This window comes from Mycobacterium sp. TY815, from assembly GCF_030755135.1.
Taxonomy (GTDB): domain Bacteria; phylum Actinomycetota; class Actinomycetes; order Mycobacteriales; family Mycobacteriaceae; genus Mycobacterium.
Genome location: NZ_JAUFRX010000002.1, coordinates 367,506 through 393,620, shown reverse-complemented (window position 1 = coordinate 393,620; position 26,115 = coordinate 367,506). Strand labels below are relative to the sequence as shown.

Here is a 26,115-nt window from a genome sequence, read left to right as displayed (position 1 = left end):
TCGTCTGATGACGGCATTCACGAGCCCGCCGACGTGGCCGTTCTGTTAGAAATCGCCGGTGCGGGCGACACCGGACAGCAGATTGCCCAGATTGAGTAAGCCGGAGATGGCGGTGCCGACGTTTTGGTAGCCCGAGCCGCCGAAGAAGCCAGTTGGGTTGACGTTGAAGATCCCGGAGAGGCTTGACCCGCGGTTGCCGAAGCCGGAGTTGCCGCCGGTGCCGGTGTTGAAGAATCCTGACGAGGGTGTGGTGCTGGTGGTTCCGAAGCCCGGTGCGGGCGGCAGGTCGAAGCTGGCGATGGTGGTGCCCGGCAAGGTGATGCTTGGGATGCTCAGGCTCGGCAGGGTGAAGCCGGACAGCGCGAACGGCGGGATTTTCAGGCCCGGAAAAATGAAGGTGTCGAGGCGAATTGGGTCGAGATTGAGTCCGGGGAGGGTGAAAGTGCTTAGCCCGATGGAGGGAATCGTGGTGCTAGGCAGAGTGATGCGCGGCAGGCCGAAGCTGTCTACACCGATTGGGTCGATGGTGAACGCCGCGGTGGTCACTCCGGGGATGGTGAAGGCACCCACGCGGATCGGGGGAATGCTGATGTCGGGCAGCGTGATTGGTGGCAGGCCGAAGCGGTCCACGCCGATTGGGTCGATGGTGAACGCCGCGGTGGTCACTCCGGGGATGGTGAAGGCACCCACGCGGATCGGGGGAATGCTGATGTCGGGCAGCGTGATTGGTGGCAGGCCGAAGCGGTCCACGACGATTGGGTCGATGGTGAACGGCGCGGTGCTGATGCCGGGGATGGTGAAGCCGTCCAGCTGGATGGGGTTGATGTTGAGTCCTGGAATGGTGAAGCTGTTTAGCCCGATGGCCGGGATCTGGATCTCTGGCGTGGTGATTGGTGGCAGGGCGAAGCGGTCTACGCCGATTGGGTCGATGGTGAACGGCGCGGTGCTGATGCCGGGGATGGTGAAGCCGTCCAGCTGGATGGGGTTGATGTTGAGTCCTGGAATGGTGAAGCTGTTTAGCCCGATGGCCGGGATCTGGATCTCTGGCGTGGTGATTGGTGGCAGGGCGAAGCGGTCTACGCCGATTGGGTCGATGGTGAACGGCGCGGTGCTGATGCCGGGGATGGTGAAGCCGTCCAGCTGGATGGGGTTGATGTTGAGTCCTGGAATGGTGAAGCTGTTTAGCCCGATGGCCGGGATCTGGATCTCTGGCGTGGTGATTGGTGGCAGGGCAAAGCGGTCCACGCCGATTGGGTCGATGGTGAACGCCGCGGTGCTGATGCCGGGGATGGTGAAGCCGTCCAGCTGGATGGGGTTGATGTTGAGTCCTGGAATGGTGAAGCTATTTAGCCCGATGGCCGGGATCTGGATCTCTGGCGTGGTGATTGGTGGCAGGGCGAAGCGGTCCACGCCGATTGGGTCGATGGTGAACGCCGCGGTGCTGATGCCCGGGATGGTGAAGGCGCCGAGCGTAATGGGAGGAATTTTCGTGTCCGGCAGGGTGATTGGTGGAAGACCGAAAGTGTCAATCCCAATCGGGTTGATCGAAAATGACCCTATTTTGACACTCGGTACTTCAAATCCAGGAGTATCGATCCTCGTGAGGTGGAAGAAAGCTTCTCCGTTAAACGGATCTACAATAGCGGTACCAGGAATGAAGTTCACGCCCTTCAAGGCAAAAACGTTGCTGTTCCATGTCACATAAAAGTCTGGTCTGAGATCAAAACCGCCGATGTAAATGCGCGGCGTATTGATTTCCGGCACCACGATCTTGGGCATCGAAAATCCGCCCAAGGCTGCGGAATCAATTTTGAAGCCGGGGATTGTGATCTCGGGCATGGCGATTCCAGGGACACTAATCGTGGGCAGGTTCACGGCGGGGATGCCGAGTTTGGGCAGCGGGAAGCCGCCCACCCCGATGCTGTTGAGGGTGAAGCTGGGCACGGTCAGCGCGGGCAGGTTGAGGGCCGGCACCGTGATGTCCGGGGTGACGATCCTGGGCAGCTCTAGATCGGGCAGGGTAATGGTGGGCAGGTTTAGTGCGGGGATGCCGAGTTTGGGCAGCGGGAAGCCGCCCACCCCGATGCTGTTGAGGGTGAAGCTGGGCACGGTCAGCGCGGGCAGGTTGAGGGCCGGCACCGTGATGTCCGGGGTGACGATCCTGGGCAGCTCTAGATCGGGCAGGGTGATGGTGGGCAGGTTTAGTGCGGGGATGCCGAGTTTGGGCAGCGGGAAGCCGCCCACCCCGATGCTGTTGAGGGTGAAGCTGGGCACGGTCAGCGCGGGCAGGTTGAGGGCCGGCACCGTGATGTCCGGGGTGACGATCCTGGGCAGCTCTAGATCGGGCAGGGTGATGGTGGGCAGGTTTAGTGCGGGGATGCCGAGTTTGGGCAGCGGGAAGCCGCCCACCCCGATGCTGTTGAGGGTGAAGCTGGGCACGGTCAGCGCGGGCAGGTTGAGGGCCGGCACCGTGATGTCCGGGGTGACGATCCTGGGCAGCTCTAGATCGGGCAGGGTGATGGTGGGCAGGTTTAGTGCGGGGATGCCGAGTTTGGGCAGCGGGAAGCCGCCCACCCCGACGCTGTTGACGGTGAAACCGGGCACCGAGAGGGCCGGCAGCTCCAGACCCGGCACCGTGATCGGCGGGGTGGTTATCGCCGGAACACCCAGCCTCGGCAGGATAAAACCACCCACCCCGGCACTGTCGAGGGTGAAACCCGGCACCGATAAGGCCGGCAGCTGTAGACCCGGCACCGTGATCGAGGGGGCCGTTATCGGCGGAATGCTCAGCCTCGGCAGGGTAAAGCCACTCACCCCGGCACTGTCGAGGGTGAAAACTGGCACTGATAAGGCCGGCAGATCCAGACCGGGCACGGTGATCGCCGGCGTCACGGCCCTGGGCAGATCAAAGCCCGGGATGGTCAGGTCCCCGGTGGTGATAGCGGGCAAGGTCAGCGCTGGAATCTCGATGCTGGGGGTGTTGATTGGAGGCAACGTCAGATCGGGCGTGGTTATAGCAAAGCGCAGCCCACCTTGTCCGGTGCCTCGGAACGCAACGCCGTTGTTCATGTCACCGGTGTTGAACAGGCCGGTGTTGATGTCGCCAGAGTTGAAATACCCGGTGTTGATGTTGCCACTGTTGAAGCTGCCGGTGTTGACGTCGCCGGAATTGAAGTTGCCGGTATTGAAGCTGCCGGCATTGAAGTTTCCGGTGTTGGCATCTCCGAGGTTCAAGAAGCCGGAGTTGAAAGATCCGGGGTTAAGCACGCCGGTGTTAAAGTCTCCGGCGTTACCGATACCGAAGTTACCCAAGCCAGAGTTGAAGAATCCTAAGTTGCCCGAGCCGGTGTTTCCGATTCCCACATTCCCGGTACCCGAATTGAACAAACCCACATTACCAGTGCCCGAGTTGAACAAGTCAAGACGGCCGAAACCCAAAGTCATCGAGCCGAAACCGATCTGACCGTTGCCGGTCAGACCGAAACCGAAGTTGTTACTGCCAGTGTTGCCGAAGCCGAAATTGCTAACGCCGGTGTTTGCCAATCCGATGTTGAGGCTGCCCAGGTTCGCCAAACCCGTATTGCCGCTGCCGACATTTCCGAGGCCAAGATTGCTGGTTCCTAAATTAGCGCCACCTACATTGCCGGCACCCAAACTCAGCGGCGTTGCCTGCACCAAAGCGCCCGGCGCACCAGCCATGGCCTGCAGCGACTGAGCAAAGGGCGTCAATGCCGCCGCAACCGCGGAAGCACCCGCGTGATAGGCGGCCATAGCAGACACGTCCTGGGCCCACATCGCCTCGTATGCCGCTTCAACCGATGCGATCACCGGTGCGTTCTGCCCAAACACGTTGGACATGACTAGGGATAGCAAGTCGCTACGATTGGCCGCTACCGCAAGTGGTTGCACCACCGCTGCCCGGACAGATTCGAACTGAGCCGCCAGCGCGCCAGCCTGAGTAGCCGCTTGCTGCGCCCCGCTCGCCGAGGCCGACAGCCAGGCCGAATAAGGGGCCGCGGTCGCCGCCATCGCGGCCGACGATGGTCCCTGCCACGCCGCGCCGATCAGGTCTGTCGTGATCGCCCGAAACGACTCACCAGCGGAGTCCAATTCTTCCGCGAGTCCGGCCCAAGCGGCCGCTGCCGCCCGCAACGGCTCGGAACCGGCTCCGCCGAGTACGAGCGCTGACGTGATCTCCGGGGGCAACACCGTAAAACTCATCGCGACCTTCTCTCGTTTAGGCGCTCCCACGGGCGGCAGCACACACGGCGGTTGGGGAACCGCGGTTACCCCGGTCGGCTTGTACCGAATGGATCCCCGCGGTGAAACAGTTCACAACAACCGGGGTCCAGTCCCACAAGCGCTTGCCGAATCACCTTGACTGTCATAAACGTGCTGGTCAACGACGTTGGAGTAAGTTGAAACGGCATGCTGAGGCGGATGAGGTGAGTTTGTCTCAGCGCGGAAATGTGACCTGCGACGATATTGCGAAAAGGTGTTAGCTTCGTCTCAACCTAAGAAATCGACCCGCTACAGGACGGAAGCAAGCAGTGCCTGCTGACGATTGGCTCGTGGGCGGCGAACGCCGCGCAGCGGCAGTCCAGCGCATCTACGACACCGCCGCCGAACTAATCGCCCACGACGGGCTAGACGGACTCGACATTGACAAGCTGTCGATCAAAGTTCACTGCTCCCGCGCCACCATCTACCGCTACGTCGGCGGCAAAGCCGAAATCCGCAACGCAGTCGTGCAGCGGACGGCCGAACGCATTGTCGCCTCCGTACGCTCGGCAGTCGCGCCGCTGAGCGGATCAGAGCGACTCGTCGAGTCGATCCTGTTGACCCTGCAACAGATCCGGTCCGACCCGTTGTGCGCGCTGATGGTGAGCTCCATCCGGGGCGGCACCCATCAAGTGGTCTGGCTTGCCGAGTCGGCGCTCACGGCACAATTCGCAACCGAACTGGCCGGGATTGCAGACGGCGATCCGCTGGCGCCCAGATGGGTCATACGTGTCGTGCTGTCGCTGATGTATTGGCCTGCCGAGAACGACGCGGCCGAACGACGGATCGTGCAGAATTTTGTGGCCCCAGCGTTCGAACAACGCCATTAGACGAGTAATCTACGTTTGTTCGGCGAGTGTGCACTTACTGCGCCATGTGTGCACTGGCTGTGACGACGCGGCGAATGGATTTTCGGTTTGTTTGCAATAGTAATTTCTGGTGGGCTTGACAGTAACCGGTCGAGGACTTACGCGAGGCTGTCACACTCGTAGTCGGAAGCAAACTTCCAGATTTGCGATGCGATAGGCAAACTTGTCGCAACGATCCCATCGCGCGGTCTCGCTGCCGATTTCGAAACAATCGGCGCCAAGGTGTACATCAGGACCGCGGGCAGTGGTGACGGCATGGAATCTGCCTGGCAGCAATGGGACCTGCGCACCGCAGCGCCCGGTGCCACCTGCACCATGGCCCTGGGTCCTGACTATGCCGGCTCCGATGGGACGGTCGTAGTCACCCGAAGCCGTGCCGGCGATGTGTCCCACTACGTGGCCATCGACACCACCAATTGCCAGGCGCTATGGGAGGTTCCCGGCAAGGTCTGGATCCACAAGATAGGCACGGGCCTGATAGAAGTGGACCATGACCGGGACACGGTCACTTCGCTGCTTGAACCCTGAGTGATATCAGGGGACGAGCGCAACGTACTTCTTGAGACTTATCGGACCGGGGGCGAATTGGTGCCGATGTCGTCCGTGCTTCACGGCCCGGTGCTTGCGCCGGCACCGCCGAGGCCGAACAGGCGCGGTGCCCGCTCCGATAGAGTCAGATCGTGAACGTCGGCGCCGCTGGTGGGGGAGCGGCTGATGACCGTCATCTGGTCGAGGATGCTGTCACGGTGATTCTGGGCGAGGCGCCGCCCGGATGGAAGCACCTGCGTGTCGAATTTGACGCGGGGTCGTCCACGGTCACGGCTACGGTGACGGCGGACGCTGGACCGACGCACTTGGCCGCGTCCCCCGAAGCCGTTGCGGCGCTGCACGAATACCACCGTCAGTCCTCGGCAAGCGGGTCTACGTGGCGGTGGCTGTGGATCGATTGCGCATCCGACGGCACGCTCTCGACTCGCACAGATGCGTCCACGCCGACAGGTTCGCGCCCTTGGCCGCAGCGCGTGCTGGCGGCACTCACGCTGGGGTGTCTGTCCGCCGCCGCGGTGGTGTTCGCTGTGGGATGGCGGTGGTCTCCGCCGCCGCGGGCGTCGATGATCGCGGTGCCCGCCCCTTCGCCCCATGAGGCGACGGTGTTTGAGGTGCTCAAGCGCTGGTATGAGGCGGAGGATCGCGGTGACGGCGCGGCCATGCGCGCGCTGGCGTGCGTCCACCCCGGCAAGAATGTCGAGGCCGAGATCAGAGGCGTTGAGCAGAACGGGAACACCGACAGCCTCACCTACCCGGAAGCGATCACCAGCTTCCGCGACGAGGGCGCGCATGTCTGGGCCACGGTCGCCATGCGTGTGCACCCACTGAGCGACCGGGAGCGGCACGCGGTCGAAGAGAACCTGAAGCTAGGTGGTTTTTTCATAGATTCGTACACGTTCGTGCAGGAAAGCGGTGGCTGGAAACTGTGCGACGCGGACACGCCGCCTCTGACATGGTGACGGGCTGCTCGGGGTGGCGATGAGGAGCGCGAACGGGACGCGGGACCGCCGGCGCGATCGGGTCTGGATCGTTATCTGGGCGGTTGCAGCGGTGGCGTCGTCAGCACTGTTAGTAGTCGCCGTCCTGGGTCGTGCGCACGGCGGGCCGACCCTACGACCGATGGCCGCGAGTGAATCGATGTCCGATGATGAGGCCCGCGCGGTCGCCGCCAACACCGCGCGGGTGTGGATGCGAGAGCGCAACGAACGTCACCTGGCTAACCTGGAAGCGCTGTCGTGCAGCGAAACTCACGATGGGGCGCTGGCGCGCGAGATTGGCTTCGTCCGAAATGGCGAACCGTTTGAGAAGTTCGAACTGTCCGCCGTCGCGAGATTCACCCGCGACGGACCGGTCTGGACACTCGACGTCTTCCACGCCGAAGGCGGCGGCGAGATGTTCACCTTTCAGGTTCGACACGGCGAACTCCTGGTGTGCCAAGCAGATTCGGCTCCGATTCCGTAGTGCCCGCGTCTCATCAATCCCGCGATTGCCGCAGCACGGCGACGTCGTCGGCGATCAGCTGATCGATCCGTTGCCTGAGATCCTGACGGGTCACCGGCTTGGCGCAGCTGTAGTCGGGGACGTAGGCGTAGTCTCCGTCGTCAACCAGGCGTACGAAGACCACCGCATTTCGCTCTTGGTCGACGCCCCATTCCCGGGCCGGAAGCCGATGACTTTGCACCGTCGCGTAGGCCCTCACCTCGGCACTGGACACCGTGACTGGTGACGCGGCGGCCCAGGGCTGATCGGCGCGGCTTCCGCCGGCCACTTCAAGGAATGTCTGCGGCACATATTCGGAAATTACGACAGCCGGTCGGGCACCTGGTCGGGTCATGTACACCGATCCCGCGATCGCCGGGCCCAGGTCGTACGGCGACAGGGTGAAGATATCGACGACATCGTCTGTCCCTTGCAGCGCCAGAAACCCGAGTTGGCCTGTCCGGTGGGCGAGCATCCGCTGCGCGGGGGTATCGGCGGCGTAGTACTGCACGCGACATTCCACCCTGAGGTCAGCTTCGGCCAGGCTCGCGAACCACTTTTTGAAGACCACCAGATCCCCGTGGTTGAACCGGTCCGGAATGGACCTGGCGTGGGCTGCGTACTCGTCGAAGTAGGTGAAGCGGTTCGGCAGCGTTGGAATCAACGGGAAGGGCAGGAATTCACGCCCCAGGTACTCGTTGATGATAGCGAGATCTTGAATATCGATGCGGCCGAGCCGCTTCAAATCGACTGTGTCCGTCTGCATTACGTCGCGTATGCCCTTTCGGCGCGGATTTCCTGACGCTACGTCTCGGGATCGGGTGAGACCTTTCGCGGTTCGTCGCCGATCACTGAGTTGACGGCGTCGGCTTCACCGATCACCTCCTCGCCGTTCTTGGTCAGCCGTAGCGCCTTGCCCGCTTTGTGTGTTTTGTCACCGGCGGCGCCACGATGACCTGCCGCCGGGGCACCGGCCGCTCCGGGTGCCCCGCTGCCACTCACTCCGGCGCGAGAGGCCGGAGTCGGGGTGCCCGCAACATTCGGCGACGACGCCAACTTCGCCGGAGTCTTGGCGACCACCGGTTCCCGCCCGACACCACCGCGCCCACCCCCTCCGCCGCCCGTCTTCGCGGCACCCTGCAAGCCTTTCGGACCGAGTCCCAGCACACCCTCGGGAAGCCCGGCCCCGTTGGGGGCGCCGCTGAGCGCACCCAGCGCCTTCTGGGCCGCGTCGGCGCCCTGCCCCGCGGCCTTCTGCGCCTGTTCGCCGGCCTGTTTGGCGGCGTCGGCGGCACCGTTGGCGGCGTCTGTCGGAATCTGAGGCGGCGACGCCGCCTTCGCTTGATCGGGCTGCGCCCGGTCCGGCGTCGCGAGGTTTGCCATGCTCCCGGTGTTGAGTCCGCCCCGGGGTAGTCCGACCGGTCCGCCGCCCGGACTACCCGGCGATCCACCGCCTCCACCACTTCCCACCGACCCCGGTAAGCCCACGCTGGGTAGGGCGCTCGTGATGCTGGGATGACTCTGCGCGATCGTGTCGATCGGCGGACGGTACTGAGCCATGATCGGGCCTACCAACGCATTCAGCTGATTGAGGGTCTCTTTGTTGGTCGGGTCTTGCGGGTCCTGGATGGCCTGTCTGTACAGCTCCCAGTTCCTCGCGAAGTTGTCCTTGGTGGTCTGCAGATCGTTGAAGAATGCGTCGATGAGCGTCTCCATGGTGCGCGCATGATTGCTCAGATCATCGAGCACGCCGAATGATCGCTCCAGGTTTGCCCGGAGTGCGTTTCCGAATTGACCCTCGATTCCACTGTTGATGGTGGAGAGCGCCTTTTTCAGGCGCCCGCGCAGACCGTCGATGGTCGCATTCCAGCCGGTGTTTCCGGGTCCGTGTTCGGTTACGTCCTGGACGGCCTTGTAACCGTCGACATACGTCGGGATGGGATCGAAGGGAACCGCTTCGGCGGTTTTGTTCTTGTGGCCCAGCATTCCCCGGAATTGGTCCAGTTGATTCTGCGGCGCATTGATGGTCCGGTCGACAGGTGTTCCGGGCGCCGGGCCGGGAATGATTGGAGGCGCCCCCGGGGGTGCGCCCGGCGGAGGCAGATTGGGCGCGCCTTTCGGTGCGCCGGCGAGTTGCCCGCTTGGGCTGAACGCGCCACTCGGGGCCAATTGTCGAAGCGTGGCGAACAGCTCGTTTGGCGCCTCCTGCTGCAGCCCGTGAGGCTGGCTCAGTGCGTCGTTGAAATTGTCAACGATTGCATTCGTACCCGGGAGCGGGACGTGTCGTGGGTCCCAGTCCGGGTAGGCCTTGCGGATCGCGTCGACGGCGGCCAGCAGGTCTTCGTAGGTAGCCATGAATCGGCGGCTCGGGTCGCGTGCCTGCTAGCCCGCGGGTGTGTCTAGAGCCAGAAAGTTCTTGCGGGCAGCATCGGTGGTGGCCTCGACCGCGTTGAGATATCTGTTGAACTCGTGCAGCGCGGTGATGAACTCGCGGACATCGTCCTGAAGATGTCCGCGCGTCGCCACAGCCGACTCGAACGTTCCGACGCTTGCAGCTGAAAGCCAGTCGTGCAGGCCGCTGGCTCCGGCAAGCTGACTCTTCAGGTCATCCTTGGCCCTGCCGACCTCACCCAGAAATGCGTTCACCAGCGCGTCGTTCAGGTAGAGCTGATCGGCGTTGGCCGATCCGAATCTGGTCATCTCCCTGGTCAGGTCTCCAAGACCGCGATCGTCCTGCCCCATACGTCCTCCCTCGTCCAACCGCCTGATTCAGACCTGTTGGGCGCCTCCGACCAACTGGCCGCCGCTGGTTTGCGGCCACGTGTACGCGGATCCCGGCACTCGGTCTTCTCAGCCTAAGGGATCGCCAACGGCAATTAACCGGCAAATCCGAGCCGTTGCCGGGTGGCGGCGTGGTGTGGTTAGCCTGACCGTGGTGTCGTTGACGGGGCGGGAGGTGTCGGGTGTCGGGTGCGGGTGCACCGCCGGGAGGGTATCGCTGGGTCGACTCATCCGGATCGAGCGGTCCGGTGGCACAGCGCCGTCGCCGTCGGTGGTGGGTTGGCGCCGCCGTCGTTGTGGCCTTGCTGATTGTCGTGGTCGCGTGGTGGATGTGGCGCCCCGGGACTGGAGAGGGCCACGGCGGGCAGGCAATGGCCGGGCCGTCTGCGCCGCCACTCGGCACCCCGAAAGAGCTGCTGATCGGGTTCCCGTTGAACCGTCCGCTGACAACGGTCTGGCAGTCCAAAGCCGCCGAACTGGGGTTGCCGGCCGATGCGCCGCTGGGCGATCTGTTCGCCAGCACGGGGGACAAGGCGTACTTCCTGTCCCAGTTCGTGGATCTGCACTGTTCGGGTCGGTGCCGGCCGCAGGCAGCCTGGGTGTACGGCGTCGACACCCGAACGGGCGCCCGGTTGTTCAATCCCGTGCAGTTACCGAACTACCAGTTCGCGGTGACGTGTTTCGGCAACGGGCCGACGACGGCCGTGTGTCTGAAGGCTGACCCGCCGCTGACGGCGTGGGTGATCGATCTGGACCACGGCAAGCTGACCTTCACCGGACCCACCGATGTTGCTTACAGCGCATACGCGGGACAACCCGAGGCTCATCCGGTCGGCACCAGCGTCGGGCAGAGTCGCCTGGTCTCGACCGTCCGGGGCAAAGGTGTCTACGGCATGGGTTCGCACACCGAACGCACGTGGTTCGTCCCCGGAAACGGCTTCCTGTCGCCGGGCGACAATGAGGTGGCCGACGATATACCGGCGACCCCGATCGCCGTCTCGACGGGCGGCGGCAATGATTCCGACCGGGTGTTCTCGGTCATCGACGGCACCGACCTGACTCCCGCGCCTCCGGCGGGAGCCGCCTTGAGCCGGGCCGTCGTGTACAACGGCGGTTTCGCCTACGCGTACCAGAACCCTGGCACCCGGGCCACCGGCGTGCGGTTCTACGACACCAAGGGCACGTTCATCAGTGATCGCCCATTCGGTACGTCGTTCGTGAAGTTGCTGAACAACCCGGCCATGCCGATCGTCGCAGCCGATGGCACCTTTCAGGTCTACACCGCCGACGGCAGACAACTCAGCCAGTTCGCCGCCCCGGAGGTCGCCCCGGATCTGCGCACCATCGGCACCAAGCTCTACGTGAACATCGGCGAGCCGAGTCAAAAGCGTTGGCAACAATTCGATTTGATGACCGGGCAACCCGGGCCAACCTGCACAGGCTGGCAACTCAAGGGCACGGGTCCTTCCGGTGGTGGCACGTACGTCGCCTCCGACGGCGCGAACATCCTGACCGAGACCGAGGAACTCTCCGGACAATTCGAGGTCACCGACGCCGCCACGTGTCAGGTCCTGTGGCAAACCCCCGCCGACGCCAAACTGCAGATCTGGAAAGTCGGAACCGGGCTCCTGCAGATCGAAAAAGGCAGCAATGTCATGACGTGGCTGCGCCCACCGGCCTGACCGCGCGTCGCCCGGCTAGAGATTTTTGATCCACTGCCCGACGCCACCGATGATGCCGAACCAGGCCGCGGCGCCGAGCGCAAGTGCAACGAGCGGGTAGTAGAACGTCAATCCAGAAGCCTGACAAGCCAATACGATCGCAGCGAAGTACAGGCCGATGACCACGACCGGTGGTAGGGCAATCGCCGCGAGGATCAGGTTATGGTGGGTGCGCGGCGATCGCCGATCTGCTGAATCGCCGAACATGAACCACGTCGGTGCGGTGCCGACGACGAAGATCACGCCAGGCAGCAGCAGGACGAACCCGACGACCGTCAAGGTGGTGTCCAGCCCGGGGCTCATGAAGTGGTGAGTCCGGCGAGGCTGAGCTGGTTGAATGCTGCATCGAGATCGGCGTCGGCGACATTGGAGAACACCGCGGCGAGGTGCCGCCGGGTGGCGCTGTGCCCGGCCGCCGCATGCAACAGTTCGTGACAGGCGTTCTGGGTATCGGGGCCGGTGAAATCGAGCATCGCCATGACGGTTTCTTGCGGGGTCCATATCGGGGGCAGCGGGGCGTCGAGTTCGTCGAAGGTGTCGGCGGCGCCGCGGTACCACTGCCGGTCGAAGTGCCAGTAGCAGAAGCTGAGTAGTCCGTTCTGGTTGCGGGTGTTCAACACCGAGTCGTTGACCCAGGCCGGGGCCCCGGCATAAAGATCGGGCAGTGGTCGACGGTTCTCGTACGCATCGGCCAGCAGTCGGGAATCCCACCGTCCACCGGAAAGCACCGCACGGTCTCCGGGCAGTACGTACAACGTCGACCCGCTGCGCGCATCGGACTCATACCAGGCCAGGCCGGGGAAGATGCGTGGTCCCCAGGCAGAGCGCGCCCCGACATGGACAGCGGCCAAAACCGCCCACCGTGTCCAGGTGTCCTGCAACGGTTCGATGTCGTCGGTCTTGGTGGCGATTCGCCCGGCGGTCTCATCGGCGGCAGCGGCCTCGGCCGCTTGTTGCGGTGTACGTCCCTGCGCGGTCGGCCCGGCGAGATAGCCCGCGAGCCATACGGGCAACCTGGGCCGTGGGAAGGCGGCGATGTCGTCGCGGTAGTTCTGCGCGGGCTGCAACTGGTCCGCGGGGAACGGTTCGTCACCGTAGTCGTAGCTCACCGACATTCGGCCCTGACTGGTGACGGTCATGATCAACCGCCACCATGGCCCCGCCGACATCCGGGCAGTGAATTCCCTTTGGCGACGCACCATTTCGACGATCGGCTCTGGTATCCGGCTGGGCTGGACGCCATCGGGGGTGGTGAACTCCAATTGGGCGACACCGGCACGCACGGTCAGCGCGAATGCCGCACGGTATTGCTGCCAGCCCGGCGGGCCCAGGTAGGCCAGTTCCTGCGCGACCGGATCCAGCATCGTCGAGGCTTGAGCGCGAATCTGTTCGTCACGGCGGGCCACGTCCGGGTCACCCGGCGCGTCGTCGACGATGGTGAATCCGCTTGCCAAAGAGGATCCTCCGGCGTCTTCGAATGCCTGGGCAACCCCTGCCAGGAACCCCCGCTCGCCGTCTTCGGCGAACAGGGGCCGTCCGGCCGGATCTTCGAAGGACCGCATTATCTCGTCGGCAGAGGCCTTCAGATACAGCCACAGCGGCGCCAGTTCCCATGTCCCCGAAAAGGCATCGCCAGAACTGATGGCGACCACACCGCCCGCGGGATCGACCAACCCGCGACACTGTCGACCGTCGAATTCGACGTCGGCGAGCGTGAACCCGTCACCGATGTCGTCGGCGGACGCCGGTAACCGCACATCGGGTAAACCCCGGATACCTCTCCATGTCGATCCGAACACGCCGAAGAAGTACTTCTCGATGACGTCCAATGTCCGTGCGGCGAGGACAAAGTACTCCGCGCTCATGCGATCGGACTCCGTGACGGTGAACCACCCGTCCGAACGTAATCCGACGAAGTAGCGCACCTCGCCGCCGCTGTTGTAGAAGATCGCGCGACCGTCGTCGGTGACCGGTCCCGGCGTCAGCGTGTAACCGGCCAACCGCGCCCATCGTTGCAACGTGGAGGAGATCTCGATGTCGTGTCCCATCACAGCCAGCCTCTCTTCAGTAGTCCGGCGGCGGGGTTGGTCAGGGTCTGAACCTTCTGGACGCGGCCGTTGCTGTCGAAAATGAGGACCTGCAGTCCGCCGCCCGGTTGTCCGAGTCCTGGGGCGATCTCCGATATCTCGATCTCCCAACCGGGAGGCAGGTACTCCAAGGTGTAATCAAACAACGGATCGCGCAAGGATTTGACGTGCAACGCCCGCTCTTCCCAACTTGCCCGCTCACCGTTCGGCGCCAGCCCCAGGTACTTGCCGTCTTCTCCGCCGATCCGATCGAAGTGGCGGCCGTAGTCCGCGAAGAACTGGTCGATGTCGGTGTACCGGATTCTGGTCCCCGGCACGGCGCCGTCGTTGCCGGGGAAGTTGTTCCACTCCTGCCCGTTCGGGCCTAGCGTGTTGAAGCGTTCCGCGTATTCGGCTTGCGTATAGGCATTTCCGTCTTGGTCGCGGCCAAACGGTGCGGTGGGATCGGCGATCAGGCTCGCGACGGCCGGGGTCGTTTGGCCCGGGTCGACGGGGTTGCCCGGATAATCCCAGTGCCGCGGCAGCGGTTCACCGTAGTGCGGATCGATGTTGTCGGTGTCCGCGACGCGGTGCCACCCGGGACCCGACGGTTCGGCCGAGTGCACGGGATCCGGGGTACCGGACAGCCAATGAGGGTCCCAGAATTGGCGTCGCAACGAGTCGAGGTCGCCGGTGTCATGCTCCAATGGACGGCTCATGGCCGGTTCGTGGGTGCGCCATCCCGGTATCACCCGGGGTCGATCGTCGACGAAGCGGTGCGCCTCGGTGTGTACCTGGTCGGACTCGCCCGCGGCGATACGGCCGAAATTGGCGAGCGACTCGCTGCGCACACCGGATCGCGGGTCGAATGCGTAGTACGCGCTGTGGGTGGCGGCGGTGCCAACCAGATCGTCCATATGGCGAGGGAACTCGGCGTTGATGCGGTGCGCCCCGAACCCGCGCATCGCCGGGTCCATCCCGAGCCCAATACCGAAGAATCGTCCGGCGGAACCGGCTGTGCGTCCCCCGAGCATTGTCACTGGGTCACGCGAGGACGACGCGACGAACACATTGTCGCCGATCCCGAACGCGCTTGCGTGGCGCAGCGGTCCGGCGCCCGGTGAACCGAGCAGTGTGACAGTGCGGACGTCGTCGGCCATCCGGCCGCCGTGCCCTGCGTGACTCGTGGTGGTCGACCCGTAGGAATGACCGAACACGTGGTTGTCGGCGAAGTGGCTGCCACCACCGCCATCACGCGCGGCGTTGAAAGCCGAGATGTCGTTCTGCAGGATGGCGCCGCCTTCTCGCGCCAGGCCCGGGAACATGACACGGAAAGATGCCCGGCCGCTGGGTGCGTCGTAACCGATCCAGGCGATGGAGGAAGCCTTGCTGCCTGGTTTCGCCGCCTGGATCGAATCCAGATGATTCAGTGCGTTTCTGAGGTTCCCTGCAAGCTTGCCGATGTCGTTCCCGAGCCCCGGCACATGCCAGGACACCGATTCCGCACGATAGGGATCGTGGCCGACGCTGACCACCATCCGGCCGTCACCGTGGAAAGCGTGCGGGTCGAAGGCCAGAATGTGCACCTCGCCGCCAAGGCGCCCGGCCTGCTCCCGCGCCTCGTCAAGTGCTCTGCGAATCTCGTTGTAGCGCTTGAGCTCTGCTTTCTCACTGCGGCTGAGGTGCTCGCCAGATTCCATGCGCGCCTGCAATCGGTGTTGCAGACGAGTGAGTTCGTGCTCGCTGGCGGCCGTCCTGGCCCACGCCGGAATCCCTTCGGCGTTGCCGATTTCGCGAGGGTAGGCGTCGACCAGTGCGCGCTGTTCCTCGCCGCTGAGTTCGCGCCACCACGTCGCGTTGTCCCTGGCTCGCTGATCGCCGAACACATTGTCGGTCGGGTGATGCTGGATCTCGCTGGGGTGGACCGGCGGAATGCGGTTCCACAGAGCCTGATTCGCGATCTCCGCCGCGTGCGCGGTATCTGCGTGCGAGGCAACGTAACGCCCGCGATCGCCGGCTTCGATGTCGTCGGCCGCATCAGCGGGTTCATGCGGCACCGACCCGTCGGTCAGAACTCCGTCGTGGTCTCCGCGGGCCAGACCCCGTGGTTCTGCCGGCTCATCCACTCCGCGTGCGACGTCGCCACGTTCGACAGGGTGTCCGGGGGCTCGCTCAGGAGCGTGTGTTTGTTGATGGTCAGCGGGTGTTCCCGGGTGGGTTCGGGCGGGTCGTTCAGAGACACCGCGGTCATCTGATACGTGATGGTCTCGGGGTCCTCCCGCAGGCGCCGGATGGCGATCCTCCACTGGTACGGATAGATCTGGCCCCCCGTCGGTGGGCGGCCGGTGCGGCTGGCTTCCAGGTAGTCCTCGGCCACCATGTTGGTCGACCAACTCGGATATTCCGTGACGACTCCGGTCTGCGAATCGATCACGAGTTTCGTCGAACCCACTGCCGGTCCGGTGGGGTTCTCCTGCGGCAGGATCGGCGAACCCACCCAGCCCATCTCGAACGGGACCACCCGGAAAGTGCTCCCGGGGAAGATCCGCGCCAGGTAGGCCAGTGCTTGCTGCTGGGTGTCCAGTTCCACCATGGTGGGCTCCTTGCTGGGGTGGTATCGGCCCGAAGTGATCCGGCGCGACGGGCGTGAACCACAGTGAAGCCGAATCGTCGACCAACCATGACGGCGGATGGTCTGATGTGAGGCTTCGTTGCGGATCCCACCACACGGGTCCGGCGGCGTCGCGCGGGTAGACGATGACCGTCGCATGAGCGCCGTCGGTTATCGGTGCGCCGTATCTGTTGAACATCGGCCTGCCGTTGGCGTCCATGGCGTGCCACTCGTTGATCACCAGCGCCGAAGCGCCCGGACCCATCTGCTTGATCTGCTGGTGTAATGCGTCGAACCGCTCGGGCACTGAGAGTTTCAGGTCTGCCGGGCGCAGGCCCTCGCCGAGCCAGGCCTTCGCTCGTGAGAATCCGCTGGCCTCGCCGCTCGCGGAGTCGATCCTGCCGCCGGGCAACCTGTCGAGGAATCGTGGGGCGGAGACGGTCGGGTGCCCGTAGAACGATGCCAATGCGGCCAGCGCGCAGTCGGTGCAGTTGTTCCTCCGCCCGGGGACACTCGGTCCACCGTCGTTGACGAGGCTCCCGTACGGATTTGTGCGGGGGTCGGCCCAAGTGGTGTATCCCCCGGCGGGGTCTTCGCATGCCTGGCGAACCGCTGCCTGATGGGCAGGGTCCTCGACCGGGCGGAGTTCGTGCGGTCCGTAGATCCGGTGGTTCGCTGGGTTGTCGAAGCCGGTGGCGTCGGTTGGTCCGTGGTCCTGCGCGTGCGCGGCACCGGATGGATCGTCGGGGTCGCGCCGGGAGCCCGCGGGTTCACGAAGCGAAGCGTGCTGGCCGCCGGTCTTTTCCGCGCCGTGTGCCGGTTGGGGTGACACGGGGGAAATGACGCCGAGCGGTGCGGCGTCGGTGTCGTGCGCTGTGTCCGGATTCGACCGCTGTTGCGAATCATCATGTCCGGCAGTATCTTTGCGATGCGTCGACGACGCTTCCGGGTGGCCGGCGCGTTCGGCGTGTGGGTGCCTGCCGGGCCGGCCGTCGTGGCCGGTCGGCCGTGCGCGGTCGGTCGCTTCGGTAGCGCCCGCCCGTTCGGTTTCGGGATGGCGGTCGGTGCGTCCGGTGCCGTCGCGGGACGGTTGAGCGTCTCGCGGTGACTGAGCGTCGCGGGCGGGTGCGGCGTCTCGTGACGGCTGCCCGTCGCGGGCGGGCTGGTCCTCGCGCTGCGGTATCCCGTCGCGGCGGGTGTCGCGGGCGGGTTGAACCTCGCGTGGCGGCGGGGCGTCATGCGGCGGCGGGGCGGGATCGCGTGGCGATGTCAGCAGGTCGCGGGACGGCGGGACATCTCGGGGCGGCGGGATATCTCGGGGTGGCGGGTCACGCGGTGGGACGCCTTCTCGCGGAACAGATTCGGCGTCGCGCATCGGATGTGTCGACGGTTCGGTGCCAGGGGACGCCCGCATCGCGTCGGCGCCCGCTGCAGACGCGGCGGCGTCCGCCACGCCGGCTCGCGCAGACGGGACGTGCGGAGTGCCTGACGACGGCGACGCATGACTCGCCGGGGGTGCGCCGGTGTGGGCGGCTGCCGGGGCGTTCGCGACAGGTGACGCGGCAGACGGCGGCGAACCCGCCGCGTCGGTGACGCTGGGGTGGCTACCGGTCGGTGGCGCGGAGGTATGGGGTGTGGTGGCGGTGTCGGGCCCGGCAATGCCGACGGGTGCCATAGTGGCGACATCGTGCCCGCGGCTCTCGAGGTTCAGCGGCACATCGACATTGCCGGCCGGGGTGGCGACGTCCCCGGGGGAGCGGCCGGCGACGGTCGGGCCGGCGTCAACCGGTGGCGTTTGTGAATGTTGTTCGGCAGGAAGAGGTTCCACTGTCAACGAACCGGTCCGATCGCCTGCCAGGGCGGTGGTCTCCGGACCGCCGCCGGCGTGCCCACCCGGACTGCGCACGCCGTCGACCGCGCCGAAAACGGCACCGGCGCCGAGGGCATCGCCGAGGTTGAGATGCCCCGTCATGGCCTGTTGAGCCGCCAGGGCGCCACCGGCGTTGCCGACGAACGAAGCACCGAAATTCTTGGCACGGTTGCCCAGTGCCGAACCTGCGTCGAAATCGTGCGCGCCCTTGAGGATCGGGCCCATCACCGCCCCGGAGATCGCGCCGGATTCCACGTCGTCCCAGAACGAGCGGGAATCGAACTCGTGCCGGTTGCCTTGCAGCGCCTGCTGGCCCTGAATGCCGGCGTTGAGCGCTCCGGACATGAGCGCGTTTGCGGCCGCGCCCTCGAGCGCGCGCAGCGCAACCTGGGCGATCACCCGTGCCACGGCTTCGGAAGCCACTTTCGAGACGGCGGCGCGAATGACCTGAGATATCGCAGCTTCGGCCAGTGCCACCGCCCCGGCGATCTCTGCCGGCGCCGTCCAGTTGATCCACGCGGTCGCGATCAACGCCGTGACTGCGGCTGCCAGTGCCACGAGGTTCGCGATGAACATTTCCTTCGCGAACTCGATCTCGGTCGCCACGCCGTCGACCGCATCCGCCAATTGGCGCAACTGCCCGGCGATCTGGTCGACTGACGACGCGAACGGTCTGAGTCGTTCGTCCAGCTTGTTGTGAATCTCGCCGGAAGTGAATCCGGACAGCGTGGTTTGGGTCGCGGAATCCAGCTCGTCTTTGAGACCTTCCAACTGCTCGGCGAAATGGCGCCACCGATCACGCTGCCGCCGGCACGCGGTCTCGTCTCCCTCGGGAAAAGGCTCGCCGATCATGTCGCCGACCCATCGCAGCCAGCCGGGAAGTTCAATACCCACGAATCACGCGTCCACCTGCAGTCGCGTCAGCCTTACTCGAGGCGGCGGCTGCCAGCGTGTCACGGCAATACGTCCCGGCGAATCGCGGCGCGGCTAGCCGGCGACGCCGCCGTCCTGCGCGAGGATGGCATTGGCGGTCTCGGTGAGTACGGGTGCGACGCTTCCGACCGCCTTCTTGAGATCGTCGGCGTGCCCGATCACCGTCGACCGATCCGGGTCGAACTTTGCAGCGAAACTCGAACCGATTTTGTCTTGCGACCAGGGCGAGTCCCCGGCGAGTTCTGCGCGCAAACCGTCCACCAGGGAGCCGACTTCGTTCGCCAGTGCGTCGAACTTCTTGATTCCCGCTCGCGCTGTGCCCTCGTCGTATTCGAATTGTTCTGCCATCGTTCTCGCCTCTCCTGGCCTCTCCTCACCCGCTCGGCGCCCGGCTCTGCCGAATCAGTCCGTGTCGCGAATGGCCGGCCACCGGTCCTGCGCTTCGGGCTCGCGCTCGCCGGGTGGGCGACGGAGTTCGTCGGCGACCGCGCGTCGTTCCCGCGAGCCCGGCGCCGACAGCGGCACCTGCGGTTGCAGCGCCTTGAACTCGTCGATCTGATTGATCGGCTGGACCCCGAACTGAGCCACCTGCTGCCAGAGTGCAGCCTGGTATTCGTCGGTTCTGGCCCGCATCGCGGCCGCAGCCGCTTGCGTGGCCTGCACGACGGCGGCACCTGCCTCGGCGCTGGTTGCCCCGCCGAACAGTCGCTCGTCGAACTCGACCTGAACGACGACACCCTGCGCATTCACCCAGACGTGCGCCAGGTCGTCCTTCGACCAGCCGTCGGCGGTTTCGATCGCCATCCGCTGGGCGGATTGTGCGGCCGCGCCGGTGAACTGTTGCAGATTGGACAGCAGGCTTTCGACGTCGAGTCCGTCGGGCTTGACCCCCCGAAACAGGTCGTCGAGACCGCTCACGAATTCCCCCATAACAATCAGCGTGGGCTGTGCGGTTAGTTTACGGTGCCGCCGCCGGACAAAAGCGCACGAATTCTGCCGGTGTCAATTGCGCGAACCGCGGGGGCGCCCGCGCCGGCGCGGGCGGACGTGATAGCCGCCGCGTTCCGCCAGGGCCCGCAACCGGCGCAGCGCAAAGTCGCGCGCCCGCCCCGATTCGGGGATCACGACTCCCGCCCACAAACCCTCGACGCCGGTGACTTGATACGCCTCGCTGGCGCACAGCCACCGTCGCGGGCACGCCAGGCAGAGCGCCTTGGCATCCTCGTCGGGTTCAGTGGTCGTCCACCGCTCGGGCTCACTGGTGCACGCCGGGACGTACTCGTTGAGCGGTGTGGACAACGGAATTGCCGCAGCAGTCATCGCTTTCCTCCCAGTTCGGGCGCGCGAGCGCCGTCGATGCCACGACATAACCACAAATCTAGCATTAGCGCAACATCTAAAACGTAGCAGCTACGACTTAAGGTCAATCTTGCCTCAATTAGACATATGTACTACAACAGAGCTGTGGCACTTGTCTTGTCCGGATTATGACCTGGCGGGCACGCTTCGCGGACGAAAACGACATAGAAGCCGGTCAACGGATTTTCGAGCGGGTCGTGTCGGCTGTAAGCCCGTAGCGGGAAAGATGTAGCATCTACAAACGTAGTGCCGGAGGAAGGCTGTACGAGACGTGCCCGAGACGTCGGGGTCCGAGCCGGGGGAGAAGTGCAGTGACATCTGACCAGGCGGTGTACAAGTGGCCACCCGCGCTGGTGGTGCGGCTCGGCGACGAGGTCCATACGCTGGACCCGCGGTCGGGTATCGCCATCATCGGCCGGGACAACTCCGCCACCGTCCGGCTTTCCGACGACCGGATATCCCGCTGGCACGTGCGTCTGGAACCGCACCGCGAGGGTTGGCAGGCGATCGACACCAGCACCAACGGCATGTTCGTGGACGGCGTGCGGCGCAGTTCGGTGCTGGTCTCCGGCGCGACGACCCTGCACCTGGCCAATCCGGAGGGCTTCCCGGTCACGTTGACCCCGGAGGCCGACGACGTCACCGGCGTGATCGATCTGCCCGAGCCGGACGAGGACGAGTGGTGGGATGCCGACCTCGACCCCGGCGTGGCGCGTGCCGGACAGGCCGTGGCCGCGCGCCGAAACGAGCTCGAGATCACCCAGCGCGGCCTGGCCAAGGACAAGATCATCAATGCCGGCACGCTGATCGCCTTCGAAAAGGGACGCAGTTGGCCGCGGCGCGGCACGCTGGCCAAGCTCGAGAAAGCGCTGCAGTGGTCCCCGGGCACCATCGCCCGCATCCGCAGCGGATCTGCCGTCATCCCCCTGCCGGGACCCGCCACGGCACCGGCCGAAATGCCAGGCGCCACCGAGGAGGCGACCGAGGCGCTTACCGACACCGTTCGGGCGCCGCTGATGGCCGAGGCCGTCGAACTGGCGATGCACACCATCAGCACGGCCACCTCGGAGCTGCCCGAGCCGGCAGACCCGGCGTTCACCCCGAAGGTCACCAAGATCCTCGCTGACCTGCGCAAACTTGAGAATGTGGCGGCCAGTGCGGCCCGCAACGCGAAAGGCACTCCCTCGGTGGTGCTGGCGTTGAGCACCGTGCGCCGCACCTACAACGACGTGATGGCCAAGGCGGCGCAGTCGCCGAACGCAACCCTGGGGCAGCGGTTGTACGAGGCTCGCCACCGTGCCGAACTCAGCGTCGACGAGGCCGCCGCCGCGGCGGGTCTGCCGACTGATGTTCTGGCCGACGCCGAGGCCGAGCGCCCCATTCCCGGCGACGTCGCCGCCGCGATCACGACGCTGATCGGGCAGCTTTCGGTCAGTTAGACGTTCGGTACTCCGGCTGCTCGCCGGCAATCTGCTGGGCGGGTGCCGCTGAGTGCCCGACGTTGGGCAGGCTCGGCGTCGGGGGGACCGCCTGCGGGGCGGACTCCTGCGTCGGCTGGGAATGCGCGACGAATTCGTCGTAACTCGCACCCTGGGGCGCGCTGGCCCGCCTGGGTTCCGGGGCCGATACCTGGTGCACTTGCTGAGCCTGTGCCGTGCCGCTTTCGTATGCGACGTCGGGCTCGTCGCCGTCCGCATACTCGCCGTAGTACTGCGCCGCGGCTTGCGCATATTGCTCGGCGTACGCCGCGTACCAGGCCTGCTGTTCGTCGGCTGCGTTCGGCTGCGTCAGCAGGGCTCCGACGGCGGCACCGGCCTGTAAACCGTTGAGCACCAACACCACCCACATGGCCCACCCGGGTTGAACCCCCTCCGGGAGCACCGCGACACGCGACAGTGCGTCGAGGAATCCGGCGGCCGCCAGCACGGCGACGACCTTGCCGGTGGGTGTCTGGCGGGGCAGAAGACCGAACCCGGCGAGCAGCCCGGCCAGCACGGCGAACCGCACGTCCCAGTCGATTCCGAAGCCGTTGAGCATCGGCCCGAAACTCACCAGGTAGGAACACAACGCCAACACCACGACGGCCCAGCACAATTGGCGGTGCGAGACCTTGCCGCCGGTCTGCGGCTCGGGCGACCACGTGGGGTAGCCGTGGTGATCGTGGGTCTGCTCGGCCGGGTAATAACCCTGGCTGCCGGGGTAGGCCATGCTTACTCCTTCAAAGAGGGTCAGTCTTCCGCGGCGAACGACGCTTTGAGGTAGCGCATCTCTTCGTCGGTGGCGACCATGGTGACCACTGATGATCCGGTACGGGTGCTCACTTTGACGGTATCGGTGTCGGTGCTGAGCGATTCCAGAGCGACGTCGGCGTTGGCGGTCACCGGGGTGTGGGGTGGGACCACCACGATCGCGGTCACCCCCACCCGCACGGATTGCTCTGCGACTCCGTCGAACATCTCCACCGAGTAGTTGCGATCGGCGCCGGCCTGCATGGACCCGCGGTTGAAGTCCGACACCCACAACAGATCGTGGTCGTCCACCTCGTCAACCATGGTGCGCCACTTCGTCGGACGCCGACTGTGCACCAGCACGTGTGCGCCCAGCGCGAGCGACCGTAGCACCACCTGTTGCGCCAGGTGCAGGGTGCCGGCGATCTCCACCCGCCGGATCTGCGGCCCGAACAGTGACAGCGCCACCGCGCGGCCGTGATCGTCAGCGCCGATTACCTGCCCGCAGCCTGAGGCCGGTACGTGCAGGTGCGCGAAGTCGCGGTCCGGGGCACCCGCGCTGGTCGCCGAAAGGCTGGAATACGACCACTTTTCGACCGGCCGGGGCGGCGGAGGGACCGGCAGGCTGGCGGCCAGGGCGGAGTACTGCTGGCCGCGTAGGTGGGTCAGGCCGCGCAGGTGAATGCGGGCGCGGCCGTGCGTGTCAAACCGGGCCAGGCCCCGGACCTGGATCGGCCCGCGCGGATCATCGCGGCGCAGTGACAGCGACATGGTGGTCGAGTAGCTGGGGATGGTCCACAGCAGGCCGAGGCCGGCCGTGGTGAGCATGCGCGGCTTGATCGCGAAGCTGCGTAACCGGAACCGGCCTTCGCGGCAGGTGCGCCAGGTCTCCTCGACGGTGGTCAGATCCACGCCGTCGGTCAGTTGGTTGGTGGCCTGACCGATTTCGCCGGCGGTCAGCACGCGGGTCCGCAGGCCGCCCTCGGTGAGCCTGTTGGCGACCCGGCGGGTGGCGGTGGTGGCGGCACGGATGATGCCGTCGCGGCCGCCGCCGCCGCGCCGCCGCACCGCGGCCGCGCACCGGGAGGGGTCGAGCCGGACGGCGATCCACACGTTGCGCTGCGCGATGGCCGGCAGCGGACCCAGGACCGCGTCGTACACCGCGGCCACCTGGCTGTGCCCCTGCGACCGCGCGCCCTGGCTGATCACGTCGATCGAATCCAGGGTGATGTCGAACTGCCGGAGGCAGTCCACCAGAGCCTGCACCGGCACCGTCTCCCCGGATACCGTCATGCCCGGCTCCATGATCGTCATCGCCTGCGGATTCTCTTCGATCTGCAGCAGCGACATCAATGTGCTTCCGTCCCAACGGAACCCGATCAGGGCACCATCGGCCATCGGCACGTCGAAGGGCTCGGCCGGCGCCGTCTTCGTGGACCGCTTGCGGCGCTGCCACCAGAACCCGGTTCGCAGCGCGATCAGGCGCGGCAGCGTCGTGCCCCGCAACCGGACCACCAGGATCAGGGCCAGTACGAATCCGGCGAGGCTGCCCTGCCAACCGGGGAAGCCGAGCAGCGGTGCCGTCACCGTCCCGGCGGCGACGATCAGCTGCAGGACCAGCAGGTCAGGCAGGGGCAGCAGCCGCGCGGCGCCAATGTCGGTCGTCGACCGCAGTTCGTTGTGTTCCGGGGGCGCGCCCCGACTCGGGGGCGACGCCGCTCCGGGAGCGGGACGACGCGGCACAGTCGGATCTTATCCAGAGCGGCAGGGGAAAATTCGCGCGCATTTGCCGGTTGACGCTGTTATACGCTACCGAGGCTCGGTGCTTGCCCGACGCTGATGGGGGTGTGTGTATGCCCGCGCAAGTGACTACGCGCGCGCAGGTCAACGGCTATCGGTTCTTGATCCGCCGGCTGGAACATGCGCTGATTCGCGCGGATTCCCGGATGATCCACGACCCGATGCGCGGCCAGATCCGGTCGCTGTTGGTCGGCCTGGTGATCGCCGTCCTGATCACGGGCGCGGCCGGGGTGCTGGCCTTCTTCAAGCCCTCGCCCAACATCGGCAACGCGCAGATCCTGCTCAGTACGTCCAACGGCGGCCTCTATGTCCGCATCGGTGACCGTTTGCATCCGGTACTCAACCTCGCGTCCGCGCGCCTGATCACCGGGAAGCCCGACGCCCCGAAGTCGGTCAGCGACAAATGGCTCAACCAGCTGGCGCGCGGGCCCATGGTGGGAATCATCGGCGCTCCCAACAGCATTCACGGTGGCGCGGACATGGGCACGTCGGCGTGGACGGCGTGTGACTCGGTGCAGACTCCGGACGTCGCCAAGAGCGTCGGCGTCGCCAGCGTGCAGACGACGGTGATCGCCGGGGATCTCACGCTGGGCGAGGACATCCGCAGGGCGTCACCGGCACAGATGCTGCTGGTCCGCTCCGGGGACACCGCTTATCTGATCTTCGACGGTGTGCGGGCGATGATTGACACCAATGACCCGGTCGTGGTGAACGCCTTGCACCTGCAGAACGCCCAGATCCGCCCCATCTCCGGCGCACTGCTCAACGCCTTCGCGCTGGTGCCGCCCATCCGGCCGGTGACGATTCCGGGCGCCGGCAGTGCGATTCCCGGGCTGCCCGCCGGATATCCGGTGGGCTCGATCGTCAAGACAGTGGATTCCCGCGGTGAGCAGCTCTACGTCGTGCTGTCCGACGGACTGCAGCCGGTGTCATCGGCCGCCGCCGACATCATCCGGTACAGCAACCCCAGCGAGGCCGCCTCGCAGGGCGCGCGCGAAGTTCCGCCTTCTCTGCTCAGTCGTGTCCCCGTCGTGCATTCGTTGGCAATCGACCACTACCCGAGCGTGTCGCCGCAGATCGTCAACGTCGAGCCCGACCGGGTGGTGTGCATGGCATGGGAGCGGGCGAACTCCGCCGCGCGAGCGACCGTCGGCTTGCTGGTCGGTCATCGGTTGCCCATTCCGGACGACGCCCAGCCCGTCGGATTGGCCACCGGTGACGGCAACGGACCCGGCGTCGACGCGGCATATGTCAAGCCCGGCACCGGCGAATACGTACAGGCGACCGGTGCCGAGGCGGACAGCCGCGCCCTGGGGCAACTGTTCTACGTCTCCGACGCCGGGGTGCGCTATCACATCAAGGACCTGCCGACGGCGGCCGCGCTCGGTGTCACCGGGGTCCACGACCCCCGGGTCGACGCCGACGTTCCCCAGTTGGCGCCCTGGCCGGTGGTGTCCCTGTTGCCGGCCGGTCCCGATCTGTCCCAGGAGGCGGCGTTGGTCGCCCACGACGGGATGGGCGCCGACCCGCGCGGCTCGAAGGTGGAACCGCCGAAGTCCTGAGGGGCT

Annotated in this window: 19 protein-coding genes; 7 read left to right on the top strand and 12 right to left on the bottom strand. The window is 65.7% G+C overall.

Annotated features, from left to right (window positions below; genetic code table 11):
- Nucleotides 1-45: 45 nt before the first annotated feature.
- A complete protein-coding gene (locus tag QXK92_RS21395; protein WP_306244998.1) occupies nucleotides 46-4,221 on the bottom strand; it encodes a PPE family protein in 4,176 nt (1,391 codons plus the stop codon).
- A gap of 329 nt (nucleotides 4,222-4,550) precedes the next feature.
- On the opposite strand from QXK92_RS21395, the gene QXK92_RS21390 reads away from it, so the two are divergent.
- The 4 genes from QXK92_RS21390 to QXK92_RS21375 all read left to right on the top strand — a co-directional run bounded on the left by QXK92_RS21390 (nucleotide 4,551) and on the right by QXK92_RS21375 (nucleotide 7,160).
- Nucleotides 4,551-5,111, top strand: a complete 561-nt coding sequence (locus tag QXK92_RS21390; RefSeq protein WP_306244996.1) for a TetR/AcrR family transcriptional regulator — start codon at nucleotides 4,551-4,553, stop codon at nucleotides 5,109-5,111.
- A gap of 294 nt (nucleotides 5,112-5,405) precedes the next feature.
- Entirely contained in the window at nucleotides 5,406-5,678 is a 273-nt protein-coding gene (locus tag QXK92_RS21385) for a hypothetical protein (protein ID WP_306244995.1), read from the top strand.
- 152 nt (nucleotides 5,679-5,830) lie between these two features.
- Nucleotides 5,831-6,658 carry a hypothetical protein gene (locus tag QXK92_RS21380; protein WP_306244994.1) on the top strand — a complete coding sequence of 276 codons (828 nt, stop codon included), beginning with the start codon at nucleotides 5,831-5,833 and terminating at the stop codon, nucleotides 6,656-6,658.
- A gap of 160 nt (nucleotides 6,659-6,818) precedes the next feature.
- Nucleotides 6,819-7,160 (top strand): hypothetical protein, encoded by a 342-nt coding sequence (locus QXK92_RS21375; protein WP_306244993.1) that lies wholly within the window; start codon nucleotides 6,819-6,821, stop codon nucleotides 7,158-7,160.
- A 13-nt stretch (nucleotides 7,161-7,173) separates the two neighbouring features.
- Here QXK92_RS21375 and QXK92_RS21370 read toward each other — a convergent pair whose 3' ends face one another.
- The 3 genes from QXK92_RS21370 to QXK92_RS21360 are packed head-to-tail and all read right to left on the bottom strand — an operon-like array spanning nucleotide 7,174 to nucleotide 9,920.
- Complete coding sequence (locus QXK92_RS21370; protein WP_306244990.1) at nucleotides 7,174-7,944, bottom strand: ESX secretion-associated protein EspG; 771 nt, start codon at nucleotides 7,942-7,944, stop codon at nucleotides 7,174-7,176.
- Between the two features lie 38 nt (nucleotides 7,945-7,982).
- The gene (locus QXK92_RS21365; protein ID WP_306244989.1) at nucleotides 7,983-9,533 is read right to left on the bottom strand and encodes a hypothetical protein; all 1,551 of its coding nucleotides are present in this window, start codon (nucleotides 9,531-9,533) and stop codon (nucleotides 7,983-7,985) included.
- 27 nt (nucleotides 9,534-9,560) lie between these two features.
- Nucleotides 9,561-9,920: a hypothetical protein gene (locus QXK92_RS21360; protein ID WP_306244987.1), complete on the bottom strand. Its 360-nt coding sequence runs from the start codon at nucleotides 9,918-9,920 to the stop codon at nucleotides 9,561-9,563.
- A gap of 287 nt (nucleotides 9,921-10,207) precedes the next feature.
- Here QXK92_RS21360 and QXK92_RS21355 point away from each other — a divergent pair, with 287 nt between their 5' ends.
- Nucleotides 10,208-11,641: a hypothetical protein gene (locus QXK92_RS21355; protein ID WP_306244985.1), complete on the top strand. Its 1,434-nt coding sequence runs from the start codon at nucleotides 10,208-10,210 to the stop codon at nucleotides 11,639-11,641.
- 15 nt (nucleotides 11,642-11,656) lie between these two features.
- Here the strand turns inward: QXK92_RS21355 and QXK92_RS21350 are convergent, their stop codons facing one another.
- The 6 genes from QXK92_RS21350 to QXK92_RS21325 all read right to left on the bottom strand — a co-directional run bounded on the left by QXK92_RS21350 (nucleotide 11,657) and on the right by QXK92_RS21325 (nucleotide 20,480).
- The gene (locus tag QXK92_RS21350) at nucleotides 11,657-11,983 is read right to left on the bottom strand and encodes a hypothetical protein (RefSeq protein WP_306244982.1); all 327 of its coding nucleotides are present in this window, start codon (nucleotides 11,981-11,983) and stop codon (nucleotides 11,657-11,659) included.
- Nucleotides 11,980-13,728 carry an Imm61 family immunity protein gene (locus QXK92_RS21345; RefSeq protein WP_306244980.1) on the bottom strand — a complete coding sequence of 583 codons (1,749 nt, stop codon included), beginning with the start codon at nucleotides 13,726-13,728 and terminating at the stop codon, nucleotides 11,980-11,982. Before QXK92_RS21345 ends, QXK92_RS21350 begins: the two co-directional genes overlap by 4 nt.
- Nucleotides 13,728-19,121, bottom strand: a complete 5,394-nt coding sequence (locus tag QXK92_RS21340) for a toxin glutamine deamidase domain-containing protein (RefSeq protein WP_306244977.1) — start codon at nucleotides 19,119-19,121, stop codon at nucleotides 13,728-13,730. The genes QXK92_RS21345 and QXK92_RS21340 overlap by 1 nt, the downstream gene beginning before the upstream one ends.
- Nucleotides 19,122-19,214: 93 nt before the next feature.
- Entirely contained in the window at nucleotides 19,215-19,508 is a 294-nt protein-coding gene (locus QXK92_RS21335; RefSeq protein ID WP_306244975.1) for a hypothetical protein, read from the bottom strand.
- Nucleotides 19,509-19,562: 54 nt separating this feature from the next.
- Entirely contained in the window at nucleotides 19,563-20,090 is a 528-nt protein-coding gene (locus tag QXK92_RS21330) for a YbaB/EbfC family nucleoid-associated protein (protein ID WP_306244973.1), read from the bottom strand.
- Nucleotides 20,091-20,162: 72 nt separating this feature from the next.
- The gene (locus tag QXK92_RS21325) at nucleotides 20,163-20,480 is read right to left on the bottom strand and encodes a WhiB family transcriptional regulator (protein WP_055577762.1); all 318 of its coding nucleotides are present in this window, start codon (nucleotides 20,478-20,480) and stop codon (nucleotides 20,163-20,165) included.
- Nucleotides 20,481-20,830: 350 nt separating this feature from the next.
- Between QXK92_RS21325 and QXK92_RS21320 the strand changes: the two genes are divergently transcribed.
- Nucleotides 20,831-21,958, top strand: a complete 1,128-nt coding sequence (locus QXK92_RS21320; protein ID WP_306244972.1) for an FHA domain-containing protein — start codon at nucleotides 20,831-20,833, stop codon at nucleotides 21,956-21,958.
- Here the strand turns inward: QXK92_RS21320 and QXK92_RS21315 are convergent.
- Together QXK92_RS21315 and eccE are read right to left on the bottom strand one after the other, a co-directional pair.
- Complete coding sequence (locus QXK92_RS21315; protein ID WP_306244970.1) at nucleotides 21,951-22,727, bottom strand: DUF5336 domain-containing protein; 777 nt, start codon at nucleotides 22,725-22,727, stop codon at nucleotides 21,951-21,953. The two genes, QXK92_RS21320 and QXK92_RS21315, sit on opposite strands and share 8 nt — an antisense overlap.
- Nucleotides 22,728-22,747: 20 nt before the next feature.
- Complete coding sequence (gene eccE, locus QXK92_RS21310; protein ID WP_306244968.1) at nucleotides 22,748-24,490, bottom strand: type VII secretion protein EccE; 1,743 nt, start codon at nucleotides 24,488-24,490, stop codon at nucleotides 22,748-22,750.
- Nucleotides 24,491-24,600: 110 nt separating this feature from the next.
- Between eccE and eccB the strand changes: the two genes are divergently transcribed.
- The gene (eccB, locus tag QXK92_RS21305) at nucleotides 24,601-26,109 is read left to right on the top strand and encodes a type VII secretion protein EccB (protein WP_306244966.1); all 1,509 of its coding nucleotides are present in this window, start codon (nucleotides 24,601-24,603) and stop codon (nucleotides 26,107-26,109) included.
- Nucleotides 26,110-26,115 lie beyond the last annotated feature (6 nt).

What these genes read in the sequence shown, in the direction of transcription:
- QXK92_RS21370 (WP_306244990.1), bottom strand. Translation starts at nt 7,944, where the DNA reads ATGCAGACGGACACAGTCGATTTGAAGCGGCTCGGCCGCATCGATATT.
- QXK92_RS21395 (WP_306244998.1), bottom strand. Translation starts at nt 4,221, where the DNA reads ATGAGTTTTACGGTGTTGCCCCCGGAGATCACGTCAGCGCTCGTACTC.
- QXK92_RS21375 (WP_306244993.1), top strand. Translation starts at nt 6,819, where the DNA reads ATGGCCGCGAGTGAATCGATGTCCGATGATGAGGCCCGCGCGGTCGCC.
- QXK92_RS21385 (WP_306244995.1), top strand. Translation starts at nt 5,406, where the DNA reads ATGGAATCTGCCTGGCAGCAATGGGACCTGCGCACCGCAGCGCCCGGT.
- QXK92_RS21350 (WP_306244982.1), bottom strand. Translation starts at nt 11,983, where the DNA reads ATGAGCCCCGGGCTGGACACCACCTTGACGGTCGTCGGGTTCGTCCTG.
- QXK92_RS21360 (WP_306244987.1), bottom strand. Translation starts at nt 9,920, where the DNA reads ATGGGGCAGGACGATCGCGGTCTTGGAGACCTGACCAGGGAGATGACC.
- QXK92_RS21325 (WP_055577762.1), bottom strand. Translation starts at nt 20,480, where the DNA reads ATGACTGCTGCGGCAATTCCGTTGTCCACACCGCTCAACGAGTACGTC.
- QXK92_RS21335 (WP_306244975.1), bottom strand. Translation starts at nt 19,508, where the DNA reads ATGGCAGAACAATTCGAATACGACGAGGGCACAGCGCGAGCGGGAATC.
- QXK92_RS21315 (WP_306244970.1), bottom strand. Translation starts at nt 22,727, where the DNA reads ATGGCCTACCCCGGCAGCCAGGGTTATTACCCGGCCGAGCAGACCCAC.
- QXK92_RS21330 (WP_306244973.1), bottom strand. Translation starts at nt 20,090, where the DNA reads ATGGGGGAATTCGTGAGCGGTCTCGACGACCTGTTTCGGGGGGTCAAG.
- QXK92_RS21365 (WP_306244989.1), bottom strand. Translation starts at nt 9,533, where the DNA reads ATGGCTACCTACGAAGACCTGCTGGCCGCCGTCGACGCGATCCGCAAG.
- QXK92_RS21345 (WP_306244980.1), bottom strand. Translation starts at nt 13,728, where the DNA reads ATGGGACACGACATCGAGATCTCCTCCACGTTGCAACGATGGGCGCGG.
- eccB (WP_306244966.1), top strand. Translation starts at nt 24,601, where the DNA reads ATGCCCGCGCAAGTGACTACGCGCGCGCAGGTCAACGGCTATCGGTTC.